An 18,449-nucleotide genomic window follows, 5' to 3' on the forward strand; every position below is an offset into this window, starting at 1 on the left:
ACTTTTGCACTTTCAGTCTTTCTAGCAATACATTGTTGATGACATACATTTCACTTTTCCTTAATATGACAACAAAAATATGACGCGACTCAAGTCTAGGAACTTCTTTAAAGTCATTCCTAGTTGAGTCACGCTCATTTTAATCTACTATCTCTTTATACTAAGTATGCAATTTATTTTTGGCGCATATAAGGGAATAATAAAACGTCGCGAATAGATGGTGAATTTGTTAGTAACATCACTAAGCGATCGATACCGATTCCTAGTCCTCCTGTTGGTGGCATACCATATTCTAATGCTTCGATAAAGTCCTCATCCATTTCATGTGCTTCATCATTACCTTGTTCCTTCTCAACAAGTTGTGCTTCAAAACGCTGACGTTGATCAATTGGATCATTCAATTCTGTGAAGGCATTCGCATGTTCACGACCAACAATAAACAGCTCAAAGCGATCTGTGAAACGTGGATCTTCAGGATTTTTCTTCGCAAGTGGCGAAATCTCAATCGGATGGCCATAGATGAAGGTTGGTTGAATTAACGTCTCTTCAACTTTTTGTTCGAAAAATTCATTTAGAATATGGCCGTATTTCATATTTTTATCAACTTCAATGCCGTGTTCTTTCGCAAGCGCATGTGCTTCTTCATCTGTTTTCACATCAAAGAAGTTCACACCTGTCGCTTCTTTTACCGCATCCACAATGTGTAAACGACGCCATTGAGGCTCTAAATCAATAGTATTATCGCCATATTGAATTGAAGTCGTGCCTAAAACTTTGCGCGCAATATGTGCAATTAATTCTTCAGTTAATCTCATAATATCTTTATAATCTGCGTAAGCTTCATATAATTCAATCATTGTAAATTCTGGATTATGGCGCGTTGACACACCTTCATTACGAAATACTCGACCGATTTCGTATACTTTTTCTAAGCCACCTACAATTAGGCGTTTAAGATGAAGTTCGATCGCAATACGCATATATAATGTCGCATCTAGCGCATTGTGATGCGTCACAAATGGACGTGCAGCAGCACCACCAGCGATTTGATGCATCATCGGCGTTTCAACTTCAAGGTAGCCTTTTTCATTGAGGTAAGTGCGCATTTCTTGAATGATACGACTGCGATTAATGAACGTTTGCGTACTTTCTTCATTTGTAATTAAATCTAAATAACGTTGACGGTAGCGTTGTTCAATATCTTGAAGACCATGGTGTTTATCTGGGAGTGGGCGTAAAGACTTCGATAACAATTTGAATGCTTTCGCTTTAACCGAAAGTTCTCCTGTATTTGTTTTGAACATGACGCCTTCAACGCCAACGATATCGCCTAAATCTGCAGAATTCCAAATGTCGAATTGTTCTTCTCCCACTTGGTCTTTGCGCACGTAAATTTGAATTTGTCCTGTCAAATCTTTAATATGTGCAAATCCTGCCTTACCTTTACCACGCTTAGTCATTAATCTTCCTGCAATTACCGCATGACTCTCTGATTCTTTTTCAACGAGTTCTTCTTTAGCATATTTGTCCCATTCTGATTTTAATGATGCTGCATCACCTGTGCGATCAAATTTCTCACCAAAAGGGTCAATTCCTAAATCACGTAACTCTTGTAATTTTTGACGGCGTACTTGCATTTGGTCGTTCATTTCTTCTGACATGCTTACCTCTCCTTTTTATTTATGCTTCTACTTTAGTTTGTTGTGCTAACATTTCTTCACGAAATTCCGTTAAAATTTTAACCATTTCTGCTTCTGTTTCCGCTTGATTTAATGCTTTTCGAGCTTTTCCATTTCCTCTTATGCCTTTTAAATACCATGAGGCATGTTTGCGCATTTCCATTACGCCTACTTTTTCGCCTTTTAAATCGACTAAGCGACGTAAATGTAGCAACGCAATTTCAACCTTATCATCCACCTCTGGCTCATCAATCAGTTCGCCAGTTTCTAAATAGTGGACGGTTCTATAAATCATCCATGGGTTCCCTAATGCTTCACGGCCAATCATTACCGCATCTACCCCTGTTTCTTTCAGCATTTTTTCTGCAAGCTCAGGACTCGTTACGTCACCGTTACCAATTACTGGAATATTAACCGCTTCTTTTACTTGGCGAATAATATCCCAGTCCGCTTGACCTTCATACATTTGAACACGTGTACGACCATGTAATGAAATCGCTGCTGCACCTGCACGTTCTGCTGCTTTGGCATTCTCAACCGCATAGATATGATCTTCATCCCAGCCGATACGCATTTTGCACGTAACAGGCTTACTTACACGCTCAGTTACCGCAGAAACCATTTCATAAATCTTGTTTGGATCAAGTAACCAACGCGCGCCTGCTTCACACTTAATTATTTTTGAGACTGGGCAACCCATATTAATATCTATAATATCCGCTGTTGTGTTTTTATCAACGTACTCTGCAGCCTCAACGAGCGTTTCTTTTTCTCCACCAAAAATTTGTAGCGAAAGTGGGCGTTCATTTTCATCAATATATAACATTTTCATCGTCTTAGGATTATTAAATAAAATCGCTTTATCACTGACCATTTCCGCACAAACTAATCCAGCTCCAAATTCTTTCACAGTAAGTCGGAATGCTGAGTTACACACACCTGCCATTGGCGCAAGTACGACTCTATTTTCTATTTCGACGTCTCCAATTTTCCACATAATGTCGTGCCTCCAATAAATACTTTATCATTACGAATTAGACACTGATGCCAACATACTTTGTTGAACCTGGCCTAAATTTGAATCAACCTTCATATTTTACAACTGTTTCGTCAGATTGAACAAGAGAATGAATTGTTTTTTGGCTACGTGGTTCAACAACTTGTGAAGCAATCTCATTTAGAGGTATCATTACGAACGCACGTTCAGTCATTCTTGGGTGTGGTATAGTAAGTCGGTCTGTCTCAATAATTTTATCACCATACAATAAAATATCTATATCCATTGTTCGAGGACCCCAGCGTTCTTTGCGTACACGATGCAAGTCCTTTTCGATGGTTAAACATTTTTCTAGTAATACTTCTGGGGTACATGTTGTTTTAACATGTAGACATAGGTTTAAAAAGTCTGGTTGCGCTACATATCCGACTGGTTTTGTTTCATACATGGAAGAGACATGTTGAATATCGACATCATTTAATTGGCCAATGCGTTCAATTGCATCTTTAAGTTGCTCTGCTCGATTGCCGATATTACTTCCTAAGCCTAAATAAACATCAACCATGATGTTTTGCCCTCACAATTTCAATCCCCACCCCGTCATAGATACCATGAATTGGTGGGTTCTTTTTCGTAATTCTAACTTTCGTTTCCATTACACGATTATAGTGTGAATTTATACGCTTTGCAATATGTTCGGCAAGATATTCAAGTAAATTCACAGGTGAGCCTTCCATAATGGCTTTAACATCTTCATAGACTTCTCCATAATGAACGGTATCTTCTACGCGGTCAGATTTTCCTGCTTCAGACAAATCTACTTTTAGTTCGATATCTACGACAAAAACTTGTCCAATTTCATTTTCTGCTGGTAATGCGCCGTGATAAGCATAAAATTCTAGCCCTTTTAAAAAAATATTATCTCTCATCTTCATATCCTTTCAATGTATCCATCGCTTTGGCGAGACGTGCATTCATTTGAACGTTATGAACACGCACACCATGAACACCTTTCATAATACCGTAAGCAGTCGTCGCAGCGGTAGCTTCGTCGCGCTCATCTACTTTATTGTCCCCGCCTAAAATTTCTTTAATAAAACGTTTTCGACTTGTTGCCAATAACACTTTAAATCCTGTCGCAACGAGTTCGTCTAAACGCTTCATCACTTCTTGTTCTTCTTCGCGCGTTTTCGCAAAACCAATTCCAGGATCTAACCAAACCTTCTGTTGAGGAATACCAGCAAGCACTGCTTTATTCGCTTGTTTCAACAATGTCACTAGCATTTCATCTACGACGGGCGCATCACGTTGATCATCGCCGTTATGCATGAGAATGATTTCAGCATCATATCGGGCAACCACTTTTAAAATAGCTTCGTCATAAAGACCTGCCCATTGATCATTAATAATGTGAGCGCCCGCTTTCAATGCAGCTTCAGCGACTTCACTTCGAAATGTATCTACAGATATTTGTGCTGGAATCCCCTTTAATGCTTTCACAACAGGGATAACACGTTGTAATTCCTCCTCTACGCTCACTGTTTCATGGCCAGGACGGGTTGATACACCACCAACATCAATAATATGTGCGCCTTCCTTGACCATTCGTTCTGCGTGACGCACTGCTTTTTCTACATCGTTGTACATTCCACCATCTGAAAATGAGTCAGGTGTCACATTTAAAATCCCCATGATTTGTGTAGTTTGCATAGTGGGTCATCCTTTCTATATGAATATATCCATTATAGCAAATTTGTGCTTTATTCATACTATAATACCGCTATTCAATAGCACAAAAAGAGACGCGTTACATGTGCAGGACATAAGAATATTTTCAATCCAGACAGCTACTGTGACTTTTAACAGTTGCTTTCTTATTAGATGTGGGACAGAAATCTATTTGATTTCGTTGTCCCACCAACTAAAACAAAAATAGCGATGAAGAAATCTATCACACAGAATTCTTCATCGCTCATCTTAATAAATTTTTATACAATGTAACTCTGAACTAGACGCTACATGCTTTTGTCATTTCACGCTACGTTCAGGAGATACTTTCATCCTTTTAATTTTCAAAATGGTATAGTGGCGTTGATAAGTAACGTTCACCGTTACTTGGTAAGACAGTTACAACTGTTTTACCTTTACCTAATTCTTTCGCTTTTTGAATCGCTGCATGAATCGCCGCACCTGAAGAAATTCCACCTAATATCCCTTCTTCTTTTGCCACACGACGAGACGTTTCCATTGCCACTTCGTTACCGACTTTGATGACTTCATCATAAATTTCAGTGTTTAACGTATCAGGAACAAATCCTGCACCTAAACCTTGTAATTTATGTGGTCCAGGTTCTCCACCGCTCAACACTGGAGAATCTTCTGGCTCTATCGCAACAAGTTGAATGTTAGGGTATTTTTCTTTTAATACTTTACCAGCACCTGATAATGTACCGCCTGTACCGACACCTGCTAAAAATGCATCGATTGTTTTACCTTCGAATTGTTCCACAAGCTCAGGTCCTGTTGTAAGTTCATGAACTCTAGGGTTTGCAGGGTTTTCGAATTGTTGTGGTTCGAAATAGCCGTGTGCTTCTTTTAATTCTTTAGCTTTTTTGATTGCACCTTTCATCGCTTCAGCCCCTGGTGTTAAAACTAATTCAGCACCATAAGCTTTTAATAAGTTACGTCGCTCTTGGCTCATCGTTTCTGGCATTGTAAATACCGCTTTATAGCCTTTTGCTGCACATACAAATGCTAAACCAATACCTGTGTTACCACTTGTAGGTTCAACAATGGTATCACCTGGTTTAATTTTGCCGTCTTTTTCAGCTTGTTCAATCATCGCTAAAGCAATACGGTCTTTAACTGAACCACCTGGGTTTTGGTATTCTAATTTGACATAGATGTCTGCTGCATCTTCACCAGCTTGGTGTCTTAATTTTACTACGGGTGTTTGACCAATGATTTCAGTAATATTTTCTACAGGTTTTCTTACCATTTTAATAACCTCACTTTATTTTAATATTCATCCCTAGAATACTTAGTTTTTAAATCGGATATAAATACAGTGTATCATTTTTCTGACAATTAAAAAAGCCTGATGCTTAATCTAAAGAAAAAATAATTGAGGACAACCTCATCATTCGCCCCGTAGCACACTGTAACTTTCTAACGTTGTTGCTTGAGTTCGTTCAGTACACCTTGCAATTCTTCTTCAGTATATTGGTATTTGGAACGACAAAAATGACATTCTGCCTCTGCCCCATGGTCTACTTTAATCATATTCTCGATTTCAGCTTCACCTAAACCTCGCATTGCATTTAAAAATTTATCATGCCCACACTGGCATTCAAATTGTGCAGGAATCGTTTCTAAAAATTCAACATTGTCTTCGCCAAAAATATGGATGAGCATCTGCTCTGGCGTTAAACCGTCATCAACAAGTTGAGATACTGGTGTCATTGTCGCAATCGCAGCTTCTAGTTTATCAATTGTTTCTTCTTTTGCTCCCGGCATCACTTGAATAATAAAACCACCTGCCGCTTTGATTGAGTTATCAGGATTCACAAGGACTCCCACACCTACAGAAGAAGGCGTTTGTTCACTATTGGCAAAGTAATAAGTGAAATCTTCACCAAGCTCACCAGAAACAATCGGGCTATTGCCTGTATAATAATCTCTCATCCCAACGTCTTTTACAACATTGATTGCGCCAGTAGTGCCTACCGCGCGACGCACATCTAATTTCCCTGCGTCATTCAAAGGGAAATGCGTTTGCGGATGTGTCACATAGCCACGGACTTTGCCGTTAGCATTGGCATCAGCAATAATTTTGCCGATTGGACCACCACCATCTACAGTCACCGTTAACTTCTGTTCGCCTTTCAACATTGCCCCCATCATTAGTGCCGCTGTCATCGTTCTTCCTAATGCAGCTGATGCTGTAGGCCAAGTGTAATGACGTGTTTGCGCTTCTTGGATAGTAGCGGATGTTTTCGCACTGTACGCGCGTATTTCGCCGTTATAGGCTAATGCCTTGACGATATAATCTTGAGTCATTGCTATTCGCTCCTTCATTTGTTTCATTTTTTATAATAATCGCATTGGCGTGTTCACTCAACTAATATGATTCTTACGTTCAAGTTAAACTCAACTCAAAAAGAAGCCGTCTCGAAAGCAATATTTCGAGACGGCATTTTATTCCATTAGCGTGGCGGTTTATCTTCGCCTGGACGATCAATTTTAGGTTCTTCTGCATAACCTGTAGTGTCGCCAGATGATTCACGGTCACTGTCGTTTTGACGTGATGCATCTTTTGTGTCGTGATGCCCTTGAGCATCTGATTGTTCTTCTTTAGCATCAACTTGACGTTTAGATACACCTGCACGCGAACGATTTGTTAAGTCTTCTTGCTCACGTCGAATTTCGTCGTAAGATTTGCCATATTTACCTTCTTCAAATTCACTGTCGTTGCGTTCAACTACTTTTGCATCATCATAGTTCACTACTGGTAAGTGACCTTCATGGAAAAGTGATTGAATTTGCTCAGCAACCAATGTCTCTTCAGTAAGTAATGTTTCAGCAATTAATCTTAATTGAGCTTCATGTTCTGTAAGAATTTGTTTACAACGTTCGTATTGTTCTTTAATAATACGTTGAACTTCTTTATCGATTTCGTAAGCAATTTGTCCTGAATATTCAGGTTGGCCTGACATATCTTTTCCTAAAAAGACTTGTCCGCCACCGTGTGAAAATTGTAATGGTCCAAGTTTTTTACTCATACCATATTCTGTTACCATTTGACGTGCCAATTGCGTTGCACGCTCAAAGTCATTAGAAGCTCCTGTAGAAACTTCATCAAAAATGATATCTTCTGCCACTCGACCACCAAGAAGTCCACAAATCTTGTCGAGCATCTCTGGCTCTGTCATTAAGAAACGGTCTTGTTTAGGTAACATCATCGCATAACCGCCTGCTTGGCCACGTGGTACGATAGTCACTTTATGCACCACTTCAGCTTCGTCAAGCACCATTCCAATGACAGTATGTCCTGCTTCATGGTGCGCAACTATGTTACGCTCCTTGTCCGAAATCACACGTGATTTTTTAGCTGGACCGGCAATGACACGGTCTGTCGCTTCTTCGATATCACGCATATCAATTTTCTTCTTACCACTACGCGCAGCAATTAACGATGCTTCGTTTAATAAATTTTCTAAATCAGCACCTGAAAAACCAGGTGTACGTTGTGCGATAGCTTTTAAATCTACCGTTTCGTCTAAAGGTTTGTTTTTCGCATGTACATGTAATACTGCTTCACGACCTTTAACATCCGGACGACCTACTTGAATTTGTCGGTCGAATCGACCTGGACGTAATAAAGCGGGATCTAAAATATCTGGACGGTTTGTTGCAGCAATCATAATGATACCTTCGTTTTCACCAAATCCATCCATTTCAACGAGTAATTGGTTCAGTGTTTGTTCACGTTCATCATGTCCACCACCGACACCAGCACCACGTTGACGACCTACAGCATCAATCTCATCTATAAAAATGATACACGGCGCATTCTTTTTCGCGTTTTCAAATAAGTCACGCACACGGCTCGCACCAACACCTACAAACATCTCAACGAAATCCGAACCACTGATTGAGAAGAATGGTACACCCGCTTCACCCGCAACAGCTCGTGCGAGTAATGTTTTACCTGTACCTGGAGGCCCAACAAGTAAGACCCCTTTCGGTATACGTGAGCCCATTTGTTTAAATTTCTTGTTATCTTTTAAGAAATCAACAATTTCAATTAATTCTTGTTTCTCTTCATCAGCACCAGCAACATCTGTAAAACGGACACGTCGTTTTTGGTTGTCGTACATTTTGGCTTTAGATTTACCAAAATTCATCATACGGCCACCACCGCCGCCACCTTGTGCTTGGCTTAAGAAGAAGATAAAGAGTAGTGCGATGACTAAGACAGGAATCAATGTAGTTAGTATACTAACAAATACACTTTGTCCTTCTTCCTCTTTAACCGTAAATTCTAAGTTTTTCTGATCTTTGGCGATATCAGTAACCTGTTCTAGCTCTTTATCATTATTAAATAAAATCGTTGATGAATAGTCATCTCCGTTGTTTAACTTACCACTTACTTTGTACACGTTGTTTTCCGGCTGTACTTCTAATGTTTTAAGTTTGCCGTCTTTTAATTCTTGTGTAAATTGCTTGTACGTAAGTTCTTTAGGCACTTTTCCATTCCCGTTAATCCAAGAAAAGAGCCCAAACATTACAACGCCGATTAAAGCTATAAACAGCACATTACGAAAAGCTTTTTGCATGCGTCGTTTCCTCCTACTTCAAATATAAAACTAAGAAAAATTTTACCATAACTTAATTACGGCTGGCTAGTAATAGACATTAGTTACGGACGTCAATACGTCAATTGCACGATAACTTTGAAGCCTATTACATAGCACTTTGCGTTTATTGCTCATAAATTGCTGGTTTTAAAGTACCGATATAAGGTAAATTTCGATATTTTTCCTTATAGTCCAATCCATATCCTACCACAAATTCGTCTGGAATTTGACGTCCTACGTATTTCGCTTCAATGTCAGCTTTACGACGATTAGGCTTATCTAGTAACGTCACAATTTCCAATGATTTTACACGGCGTGAGGCTAATAATTCTGTAATTGATTTAAGCGTTGTTCCAGTTTCAAGAATGTCTTCAATGATTAAAACATCTTTATTTTCGATAGACGTACTTAAATCTTTTAAAATTTGTACTTCCCCTGTTGATTCTGTACCACCGTGGTAACTTGAAACATCCATAAAATCAATTGATAAAGGCGTATCAATACGTTTGATTAAATCTGTCATAAATAATACGGAGCCTTTTAAAATACCGACACATAATAAGTCTTTACCACGATAATCTTCAGTAATCGCATGACCTAATTTATCACAAATGTCATAAATTTCTGTTTCTGTTAGTAGTACATCCTTTAAATCATTTTTCATTTCCTTCATCTCCTAAATATGCGATATTAATTAAATGTTTGTATGTTTTAAACTGATACAATTCACCTACCGCTAGAATTTGCCCTTTGGCGTCCACAATCACGGGAATGCGATTGCGTTCATCTTGAGGTACTTTGGCATCAATCATTAAGCGCGATATTTTTTTATGTCCATGTTGGTGTAACGTCACACGATCTCCTGTTTGGCGTGGACGGATGTGTATTGGTAAATGTACGTCTGCTAATGCATTCAATTCAATTTGATAATCTCCAAATATATAACATCCTGGTGCGTCAATTTGAATGGGTGTCGGTTGTATTTTTTGAATAGCAGCAGCTATGGTTAATTTATCATACACGATGTTAATGCGCCACGTGTTTGACGTATAAAGCTCTAATTGTGCCACGTGACGCGCCATTTTTGCGAACCAATCTTGATACTGAGCATCGCTAATCCTTGCAAATGTATCCCACTTTTGTATCAATTTATCTAAAATAATCATCCTAACATGCTCCGGACATTTAAGAAACGATGCTAGTGACATTTCATAGCCTTTTGCACCCTCTGTAACTTTTGTTTCTATATATGTTTGAGCTATCGTTTCAAAATGCGCAAGGGATGCTTTATGCATTTCATATAATTTATTTAAATGTTCTGTTTTAAATTGTGCATTTGACTCAATTAGAGGCAGTATTTCATTTCGAATCGCATTGCGCACATACTTTGTGTCTTGGTTACTTTCATCTTCAAAATAAGGGACTTGGTGCGTTTGTTGAAATGCTTGAATATCTGATTTTGTTTCTTCTAGCATTGGCCGAACGAGACGATACCCTTTTCGTTGTTCGCAAGCTTCAATGCCTAAAGTGCTTCGTAACACTTTACCAGTAAATACACGGTAAAAAATTGTTTCCATTTGGTCATCAAAATGATGTGCAGTCAGTAATACATCTGCTTGTAATTGATGCATCATTGAATCAAACCATGCATATCGCGCTTGTCTCGCTTCATTTTGAATACTCCGCTGTGCTTGAAGCGTTGTGTTTAAATCCAATAAATGGATATGAACAGCAACTTGATGCGCCTCACAATAACGTGTTAAAAATTGTGCTTCTTCATCAGAAGATTGACGGACACCATGATGAACATGTAGTACCGTCAATTGTCGATATGTCGATGGATAGTGATGTAATAATCGATACAATAAGACCATGCTATCGATACCTGTTGAAACGGCAACAACAAGATGATCATCTGGTTTCCAAGTTATGTTCATCATACGACCTCCACACAAAATAAGGGTTGAGATTCAAAGTGTGCCTTCGCTTCTCAACCCCCTTCATTAAATTAACGACGCGCGCCTCTACCACCACGTCTTGATTCTGTTTGACGCTTAATAGAAGTAAGTTTGTCCTCACTATCTTTTAAGAAGTTTGATAGTTTTTTCTCAAAGTCTTCTGGTTTTTGTGCCGGCTTTTGTCTACGTGGACGTTCTTTGGCTTTTTTAATAGATAAACTGATTTTACCATCATCCGCTACGGTTAATACTTTAACCTCTACTTCATCCCCGACAGTTAAGTGATCTTCCACGTTTTCTACATAGTTATCAGCAACTTCACTGATATGAACTAATCCGCTTTTTCCTTCAGGCAACTCCACAAATGCACCGAATTTTTTGATACCAGTGACTTTACCTTTGACCTTACTTCCTACTTCGATTGACATTGTTTGAATGCATCCTCCCGAGTTCGATATTTAGTTCTATTATACGTGTGTTCTACTATTTTCACAATGACAAATTGATGATTCACTATTTTATTTACGTATTTTACTAAAACTAAAATGAGACAGATGTCCCTTCTATCGTTGGAGGTAGATCTGTCTCATCACAAATTATTCTTTTTGCTTATTCTTTTTCTTTTGATCTGGTTGATCTTCAGGCAACTTAAAGATGATTTCACCGTCATTACTTAAATAATATTCATCTCGCGCTACTTTCTCGATATAGGATGGATCATTTAAGTTGTTCAGTTGCTCTTTAAGCTCAATCTCTTTATCTTGTAATTTTTGATATTCTTCTTCTTTCGCCTGACGTTCATTAGAAGCTTCATTATTACTTTTAATTTGTGCAAACACCATCAATAGCAATACAACAATAATAGCTAACAGTAGCCCACCAAAAACCATAACACGCTTTTTCACTACGCGCTTACGTTGTTCATGGCGTCGTTTTTTAGCATTTTTTTGTGATGTATATTGATTGCCGATATTTTGAACTTTACGATTCATGCGGCATCACCTTTCTTTGCTTCCCTAATCAATACGTGATTCTTTTAAGATTTCATACATCCCTTTAGCATTTTCTTTCGTTGCATGTTCATTAAGCCCAGTCACTTTAATCGTCACAATTTTTTGTCCAAACTGAATCTCAATGACGTCTTCTACTTTAACGTCTGTTCCCGCCTTAGCTGTTTGTCCGTTTACTTTAACGCGCCCCTGATCGCTAATCTCTTTTGCTAGAGTACGTCGTTTAATTAAGCGAGATACTTTTAAATATTTATCGAGTCTCATGATGACCTCCTCGTTCAATGTAGGCTTTTAATGCTTCTTCTGACAAGTCTTGATTTTTGACTTCATCATACAATTTTAAAAAATGCGTCGCAAATACTTTCTCGAATTTGACACGAGACGGCTTCCCTTCCGCCGCTTTTTGTTGTTGCCATATCGTTTTAACATCCTCAACATTTGTTGCTTCACTATCACTAAAAATATGAGGGTGACGACGAATCATTTTTTCAGATAAGCTAGCGACAATTTCTCGTGAATCCATGTAATCTTGTTTTCGTCCAATATTAGCATGTAATAAAACTTGAAGTAGTATATCTCCTAACTCTTCAATCATATGCCAATCATCTTCATGATCAATCGCTTCAAAAAGCTCAAATGTTTCTTCAAGCAAATAACGTTTTAACGACTCATGCGTTTGAACTTTATCCCACGGGCATCCCGTTTCATCATCGACCAGTTTTGAAATGACTTGATCTGCAAAATCAAAGTCTCCATACAAAGCTGTGTCCTCTGTCACTTTCGGAATGACAACGCTAGTTAAATTAGTAAATACATCTTCGTGGTCAAGCTCATACAAAGCACACGTATATTGTTTGGCACCGCTCTGATGCGCTCCGTCCACAATATGTACTTTAAAATCATCCGGATAGCGTTGCATTAATGTTAATTTTAAATCTCCTGCTACCATCGCACTATATACTTGTGTGATTAAAGTCGTTGTTCTTGGATTTAAAGATGTTTCTTGGAGCGCTGTTGCATCAAGCATCGTAAATCCATCATTGGGATCCATAGCAACCGCCGCAAATACATCATCAATAAAACTTCTGCCCCCACGCACTTCCACAGCAACATTATATTGTGGTGCTTTTTTGAATAATAGTTGTGTTGTTGTTTCAGCGACTCTCGGGTGACCAGGCACGGCATAAACAATCGCTTCAGTTTGTGCGCGTTGTAAAAGTTCATCCGTAATGGCTTCATAAACCGGTTCGAATGTGTCGTATTGTTCGTATATGTCATCGAAACTGTGAATTTCTATATTTTCCATTTCTGAAATTACTGGATGGTCTTTCGTACGCACATACAACGTAGATTGCGCTTGTAAAAAACGATAGACACCTAAAGGCAAATCATCCAAACCGTAATTGCCTAGACCAATAATTGAAATTTGATGTGTCATGACGATCTCCTTTTCATAATAGGAATGATTTTATCACCGAATGGTAAATGTACCCATTCCTCCTCATCTAAAATATGCATCCATACAAGCATTAACACAATGCTTACTACGCCAATCATTGCACTAATTGCCAATTCGATTAGGCCACCAATTCTAGAAATCGATGGAATAAGGTAATGTGTTAATTGTACACTAGCTGTCATTACCAATAAAGCGACAACCAATTTAAAATAAAATTTTCTTAGTGCATAAAGCCGATAAGCTTGTCTTATATGTCGATGTAAATAAATTGCAAACACAAGAAGTGCACATACTGTCGCAATGCTCGCTCCCACAATGCCAAAATGTGAGATTAAGAGCCAATTTAGGAACGCTTTTATCACCAATCCCATACTAAAACCAATTAAAATAGCGCGATATTGATGCTGTACTTCTAAAAGTGCAATATACATCATAATTAACGACACAAAAATAACCGTTAACATATAGATAGAGAGTGTTACAGTAAGTTCATTACTTTTGAAAAATACATGATTAAGCATGGGTAATAAATTCATCAATCCAATCGCACTTGCACAACTAATAACGATAGTGATTTTTAAGGACGCGTTCGCGTAACTATTCATTTGTTGATACTGACCTGCTTTTCGAGTCTCAGTCAATAATGGAATGAGTACGAAACAAAAAGTGGTTGTCACAATTAATCCCATTTGAATAAACGACGATCCTCGATCGTAAATACCTTTTTGCGTAATCGCTCGATTAAAAGATAAATGTTGCCAATGTTGTAATACATTAATAATCGTAAAACTGTCTACCACTTGCCACAAAATGACAATAAGTTGGCTCAACGCAAAAATCACCGTAGCAATAACAAATTGACGCCATTGTACCGTTTGTTGTACAGGGATACTTGGTAGTTTTACAAACCACCATAAAAAGACTGTAGCTCCTATAAAGCCTAAGGTGGAAGCAAGTATCGCCCACAAGCCAGCTTGATAAATCGACAAATGATGTTGTGTAAATAAAACGATGACAATCCCTATGATGCCAACACGTATCATTTGTTCAATCACCTGTGAAAAAGCAGGTTTATTCATGTCAAATTTAGCTTGGAAATAACCGCGTAGCACACCTAGCATACCAACGACTAAAAATGCGACACTCGCAGCACGTATCATCGGTGCAAGCGCGATATCCCCCATAATTTGAGCAATCCATTGCGCGCCTATCAAAAGTATCACGCAACATAACACGCCTACCATTTGCAAAGTCACAATCAACTTCCGAATGAGTGAACGATTCGCTTCTTCGCCTTCAAGCATTTGCGTCAGTGCACTAGGTACTGCATTGCTAGCGAGAACAACACCTAAAGCAACGATAGGATAAATTTGTTGATAGGCATATAAGCCATCATCTCCAAGGATATTTTGATAGGGAACACGATATAATGCGCTTAAAATTTTAACAATGATTAATGCAAGGGTTAAAACAATGACACCATTAAATGCAGATTTAGTCGACATGATCAAGTTTCAAACTTTCTTCCATCGTTTTAGCTAAAAACTTAAGCGACTCTAACCATTGTTTGCCTTTAGTAAGGGTCACTTTCATGCAACCCGCTTCAACGCCTACTTTCATACTTCTGCCAAGGGCTTCCGTATTTTTAAAGAGTGCTTCCCCATCAATTCGATTCGTACCTTGTTGCGTCAATAAAATTTCTACCGTTTTGCCTTTATCTTTCACATTTTGTACACCTACCTTCATGAGATGCACTTTAATTTCAACTGTATCTAAAAGTTGGGCAACTTCTTGTGGATAATCATTAAAGCGATCTAGTAATTCGTCTTTAATATCCATCAATTGTGTTTCCGTTTCCGTCGCACGTAGCTTTTTATAAATTTCAATCTTGGCTTGTTCATTGCGAATATATTCTGCTGGTAAATACGCATCCAAACGTAATTCCATCTCAATTTCAGGTACCGCTTGAACTTCTTTAATACCTCGTTTTTCATTAACTGCTTCTTCTAACATTTGAGAATATAAGTCGAAACCAACTGAATCAATAAAGCCGTGTTGTTGCTTACCTAATAAATTTCCTGCGCCACGAATATTTAAATCGCGCATCGCAATTTTAAAACCACTACCGAGCTCCGTAAACTCTTTAATCGCCTGGAGACGCTCTTCTGCTGTTTCATTGAGCACTTTATTAGGCGTATGAAGGAAATAAGCATAGCCTATGCGACTAGAACGCCCAACGCGTCCCCGAAGTTGATACAACTGACTTAATCCAAAACGGTCGGCTTCTTCAATAATTAATGTATTGGCATTAGGTACATCTACACCCGTCTCGATAATTGTTGTTGTGACAAGGATGTCATATTCACCATTAATAAAATCAAGCATCGTTTCTTCGAGATCGCGCTCAGGAAGTTGGCCATGCGCCACACCTATCGAAGCGTCCGGCATCAGCATTTGGAGCTGTTCTCGTTTTTCGTAAATAGACTGAACTTTGTTGTACAAATAAAAGACTTGGCCACCACGTGACAATTCGCGTTCTAACGCTTCTTTAATGAAATTCCCGTTTTGCTCTAAAACATAAGTTTGAACAGGAAAACGATTTTCAGGAGGCGTTTCGATAACCGATAAATCACGTACCCCTAACATACTCATGTGTAATGTTCTAGGGATAGGCGTCGCCGTTAATGTTAATACGTCCACATTCGCTTTCAAAGACTTAATTTTTTCTTTATGGCGCACACCGAAGCGTTGTTCTTCATCAACAACAAGTAAGCCTAAATCTTTGTACTCTACCGTTTTGCCTAACAGTTTATGTGTACCAACTACAATATCTACAAAGCCTGATTTTAAGCCTTCTTTCGTTTCACGAACCTCTTTCGGTGTTCTAAAACGACTCATTAAATGTATTTCAACTGGAAAATCTCTCATTCGTTCAATTAATGTCTCGTAGTGCTGTTGCGCTAAAATCGTCGTTGGAACTAGAAAAGCGACTTGTTTCCCTGACATTACCGCTTTAAAAGCAGCGCGCACAGCAACTTCAGTTTTCCCGTAACCTACATCGCCACAAAGCAAACGATCCATAGGGCGTGCTTGCTCCATGTCATTTTTAATTTCTTCGATTGACTTCGCTTGGTCTTCTGTTAATTCATAAGGAAAGTCCATTTCAAATACTTGTTGTTCTTCTGTATCAGGACCAAATTGATAGCCTTCTGATTTTTCACGTTCTTTATACAAGGCGATTAATTCGTCTGCAATATCTTCTACGCTACTTTGAACTTTGGCTTTCGTTTTTTTCCAATCGCTTCCACCTAGTTTGTAAAGTTTCGGCGTCTTATCTTCGGAACCTACATATTTTTGGACTTGCTCCATTTGATCAACAGGTACAAACAATTGGTCTGTACCTTTATATTGAATTTTGATGTAGTCTCGGTGAACGTCTCCAACTTCTAACGTTTCAACACCTAAATAACGCCCCACACCGTGATGAATGTGAACCACATAATCTCCAACATTGAGCTCTTGATAAGATTTAATTTTTTCAGCATTACTAATCGTTTTACGACGTTTTTTAGATGCTTTCTTTTGCTTAGATTTGAATAACTCACGCTCTGTAATGACAACTAAAGACATGTATGGGAGCTCAAATCCTTCAGATAAACTCCCTTCGATAATCGTCGCATGCCCCGCTTCAAGTTGAGCGACTTCCGCATTTAATAACGTCGGAACGTGAATTTCACTTAACATCGCTTGAATACGGTCTTTTTTCGTTTCTGTTTCAGCGATAATAACCATACGATAGCCTTGTTTCATATAACGTTGAAATTCAGAGGTCATAATATCATATTGACCATAAAACTGTTGAACTGGTTTACAAGAAAATTTCATCATCTGGTTAAGTTTGACGGACATAGAAGCTGTAAAAAGCGTATAATATGTGACAGGTCGCTGCGCTAACATATGTTCAATCGCATCATTAACCATAAAACGTTGTCCTATAAAACCTTTTCCTGATTCAATCAAATTTTGTAAAAAGTCTTCTGTTTCTGTTGTTAACGTTTCTTCTGTTTCTTTAACACGATTAAACTCATAAACCATAACGACCACATTGTCTTTAAAATAATCCAGCAATGTCGTTTCTTTTTCATACATAAATGCAACAAGTCGTCTCAAAACTTGTGGATCCTGTAACTCATCCTCAATAATATTAAAACTATCGTACGTATCTTTAACTTCTTGACGGACAGATTTATCAATTTTTGGACGTGTTGCTTCATAGGCGGCTTTTAATTCTGTAATCAAATTTTGACGAACTTCAGGAGTAATAATATAGTCATGCGCCGATGTTATGTCCACATGTTGAATATTATCTGAAGAGCGTTGTGTTTCCACATCAAACTTGCGAATAGAGTCGACTTCTGTATCAAATAATTCAATACGTACGGGTTCACCTAATAACGGATAAATATCAATAATACCACCACGCAAAGAAAATTCACCGATATTTGACACGACAGACTCACGACGATAACCCATATTTACCAGTCGTGCTAAAAAATGGTCAACCTCTATATCTTCTCCAACCTCAAGATGCAATTGGTGTGCTTGCCATATCGCTTTAGGCGTCACTAACTTTTTCAATCCATTTAACGGAATGACAAACAAGCCTCGACGTTCATGTGCGAGTGCCGTCAAGGTGCGGACACGTTCGCTCATAAGCTCCGGGCTTTGCGTTGAAAATTCTTCGGTCATAATGTCTTGAACAGGATATTTATAAATCTCATCATCTGGTACAAATTGCAGTAAATCAGACTCAAGTTTATCCATTTGATAGAGATTATTTGTAATGAGTAGTACTTGTCTGTGTGTGCTATGATACGTTTCTGCAATCATCGCCGCTTTAGCACTTGGCATTAGACCTGTCACAAGCACATTGTCTTCTCCAACATGTGCCATCAATTCTTTAAATTGTCTATCTCTATTGATTATT

At 38.4% G+C, this 18,449-nt stretch carries 16 protein-coding genes; all 16 read right to left on the minus strand.

Annotation, left to right across the window (positions count from 1 at the left end; genetic code table 11):
* Positions 1–173: 173 nt before the first annotated feature.
* On the minus strand, positions 174–1,661 hold the full coding sequence (gene lysS, locus LN051_RS10475; RefSeq protein WP_229292450.1) for a lysine--tRNA ligase: 1,488 nt from the start codon (positions 1,659–1,661) through the stop codon (positions 174–176).
* A gap of 19 nt (positions 1,662–1,680) precedes the next feature.
* Positions 1,681–2,676, minus strand: a complete 996-nt coding sequence (gene dusB, locus LN051_RS10480) for a tRNA dihydrouridine synthase DusB (protein ID WP_229292451.1) — start codon at positions 2,674–2,676, stop codon at positions 1,681–1,683.
* Positions 2,677–2,761: 85 nt separating this feature from the next.
* Positions 2,762–3,241, minus strand: a complete 480-nt coding sequence (folK, locus tag LN051_RS10485; protein WP_229292452.1) for a 2-amino-4-hydroxy-6-hydroxymethyldihydropteridine diphosphokinase — start codon at positions 3,239–3,241, stop codon at positions 2,762–2,764.
* Positions 3,234–3,605: a dihydroneopterin aldolase gene (folB, locus tag LN051_RS10490; protein ID WP_229292453.1), complete on the minus strand. Its 372-nt coding sequence runs from the start codon at positions 3,603–3,605 to the stop codon at positions 3,234–3,236. The genes folK and folB overlap by 8 nt, the downstream gene beginning before the upstream one ends.
* On the minus strand, positions 3,595–4,386 hold the full coding sequence (gene folP, locus LN051_RS10495) for a dihydropteroate synthase (protein WP_229292454.1): 792 nt from the start codon (positions 4,384–4,386) through the stop codon (positions 3,595–3,597). The genes folB and folP overlap by 11 nt, the downstream gene beginning before the upstream one ends.
* A 355-nt stretch (positions 4,387–4,741) precedes the next feature.
* Positions 4,742–5,674, minus strand: a complete 933-nt coding sequence (gene cysK, locus LN051_RS10500; RefSeq protein WP_229292455.1) for a cysteine synthase A — start codon at positions 5,672–5,674, stop codon at positions 4,742–4,744.
* A 170-nt stretch (positions 5,675–5,844) separates the two neighbouring features.
* On the minus strand, positions 5,845–6,735 hold the full coding sequence (gene hslO / locus LN051_RS10505; RefSeq protein ID WP_229292456.1) for an Hsp33 family molecular chaperone HslO: 891 nt from the start codon (positions 6,733–6,735) through the stop codon (positions 5,845–5,847).
* Positions 6,736–6,881: 146 nt separating this feature from the next.
* The gene (gene ftsH / locus LN051_RS10510; RefSeq protein WP_229292457.1) at positions 6,882–9,014 is read right to left on the minus strand and encodes an ATP-dependent zinc metalloprotease FtsH; all 2,133 of its coding nucleotides are present in this window, start codon (positions 9,012–9,014) and stop codon (positions 6,882–6,884) included.
* Positions 9,015–9,159: 145 nt separating this feature from the next.
* A complete protein-coding gene (gene hpt, locus LN051_RS10515) occupies positions 9,160–9,699 on the minus strand; it encodes a hypoxanthine phosphoribosyltransferase (protein WP_039647092.1) in 540 nt (179 codons plus the stop codon).
* Positions 9,689–10,975 carry a tRNA lysidine(34) synthetase TilS gene (gene tilS / locus LN051_RS10520; RefSeq protein WP_229292458.1) on the minus strand — a complete coding sequence of 429 codons (1,287 nt, stop codon included), beginning with the start codon at positions 10,973–10,975 and terminating at the stop codon, positions 9,689–9,691. The genes hpt and tilS overlap by 11 nt, the downstream gene beginning before the upstream one ends.
* 68 nt (positions 10,976–11,043) lie before the next feature.
* The gene (locus LN051_RS10525) at positions 11,044–11,421 is read right to left on the minus strand and encodes a S1 domain-containing RNA-binding protein (protein ID WP_229292459.1); all 378 of its coding nucleotides are present in this window, start codon (positions 11,419–11,421) and stop codon (positions 11,044–11,046) included.
* A gap of 168 nt (positions 11,422–11,589) precedes the next feature.
* Complete coding sequence (locus LN051_RS10530; RefSeq protein WP_229292460.1) at positions 11,590–11,985, minus strand: FtsB family cell division protein; 396 nt, start codon at positions 11,983–11,985, stop codon at positions 11,590–11,592.
* Positions 11,986–12,009: 24 nt separating this feature from the next.
* Positions 12,010–12,267, minus strand: coding sequence for an RNA-binding S4 domain-containing protein (locus LN051_RS10535; RefSeq protein WP_229292461.1), 258 nt, complete (start codon positions 12,265–12,267; stop codon positions 12,010–12,012).
* Entirely contained in the window at positions 12,254–13,441 is a 1,188-nt protein-coding gene (locus LN051_RS10540; RefSeq protein ID WP_229292462.1) for a MazG nucleotide pyrophosphohydrolase domain-containing protein, read from the minus strand. Before LN051_RS10540 ends, LN051_RS10535 begins: the two co-directional genes overlap by 14 nt.
* Entirely contained in the window at positions 13,438–14,967 is a 1,530-nt protein-coding gene (locus LN051_RS10545) for a polysaccharide biosynthesis protein (protein WP_229292463.1), read from the minus strand. Before LN051_RS10545 ends, LN051_RS10540 begins: the two co-directional genes overlap by 4 nt.
* Complete coding sequence (gene mfd, locus LN051_RS10550) at positions 14,957–18,415, minus strand: transcription-repair coupling factor (protein WP_229293678.1); 3,459 nt, start codon at positions 18,413–18,415, stop codon at positions 14,957–14,959. Before mfd ends, LN051_RS10545 begins: the two co-directional genes overlap by 11 nt.
* Positions 18,416–18,449 lie beyond the last annotated feature (34 nt).

Origin of the sequence: Staphylococcus ratti (genome assembly GCF_020883535.1) — a bacterium.
Classification (GTDB): Bacteria; Bacillota; Bacilli; order Staphylococcales; family Staphylococcaceae; genus Staphylococcus; species Staphylococcus ratti.

Bases quoted from the DNA above. Each gene is read 5' to 3' on its own strand.
- lysS (WP_229292450.1), bottom strand. From the start codon at position 1,661: ATGTCAGAAGAAATGAACGACCAAATGCAAGTACGCCGTCAAAAATTA.
- dusB (WP_229292451.1), bottom strand. From the start codon at position 2,676: ATGTGGAAAATTGGAGACGTCGAAATAGAAAATAGAGTCGTACTTGCG.
- folK (WP_229292452.1), bottom strand. From the start codon at position 3,241: ATGGTTGATGTTTATTTAGGCTTAGGAAGTAATATCGGCAATCGAGCA.
- folB (WP_229292453.1), bottom strand. From the start codon at position 3,605: ATGAGAGATAATATTTTTTTAAAAGGGCTAGAATTTTATGCTTATCAC.
- folP (WP_229292454.1), bottom strand. From the start codon at position 4,386: ATGCAAACTACACAAATCATGGGGATTTTAAATGTGACACCTGACTCA.
- cysK (WP_229292455.1), bottom strand. From the start codon at position 5,674: ATGGTAAGAAAACCTGTAGAAAATATTACTGAAATCATTGGTCAAACA.
- hslO (WP_229292456.1), bottom strand. From the start codon at position 6,735: ATGACTCAAGATTATATCGTCAAGGCATTAGCCTATAACGGCGAAATA.
- ftsH (WP_229292457.1), bottom strand. From the start codon at position 9,014: ATGCAAAAAGCTTTTCGTAATGTGCTGTTTATAGCTTTAATCGGCGTT.
- hpt (WP_039647092.1), bottom strand. From the start codon at position 9,699: ATGAAAAATGATTTAAAGGATGTACTACTAACAGAAACAGAAATTTAT.
- tilS (WP_229292458.1), bottom strand. From the start codon at position 10,975: ATGATGAACATAACTTGGAAACCAGATGATCATCTTGTTGTTGCCGTT.
- LN051_RS10525 (WP_229292459.1), bottom strand. From the start codon at position 11,421: ATGTCAATCGAAGTAGGAAGTAAGGTCAAAGGTAAAGTCACTGGTATC.
- LN051_RS10530 (WP_229292460.1), bottom strand. From the start codon at position 11,985: ATGAATCGTAAAGTTCAAAATATCGGCAATCAATATACATCACAAAAA.
- LN051_RS10535 (WP_229292461.1), bottom strand. From the start codon at position 12,267: ATGAGACTCGATAAATATTTAAAAGTATCTCGCTTAATTAAACGACGT.
- LN051_RS10540 (WP_229292462.1), bottom strand. From the start codon at position 13,441: ATGACACATCAAATTTCAATTATTGGTCTAGGCAATTACGGTTTGGAT.
- LN051_RS10545 (WP_229292463.1), bottom strand. From the start codon at position 14,967: ATGTCGACTAAATCTGCATTTAATGGTGTCATTGTTTTAACCCTTGCA.
- mfd (WP_229293678.1), bottom strand. From the start codon at position 18,415: ATGGCACATGTTGGAGAAGACAATGTGCTTGTGACAGGTCTAATGCCA.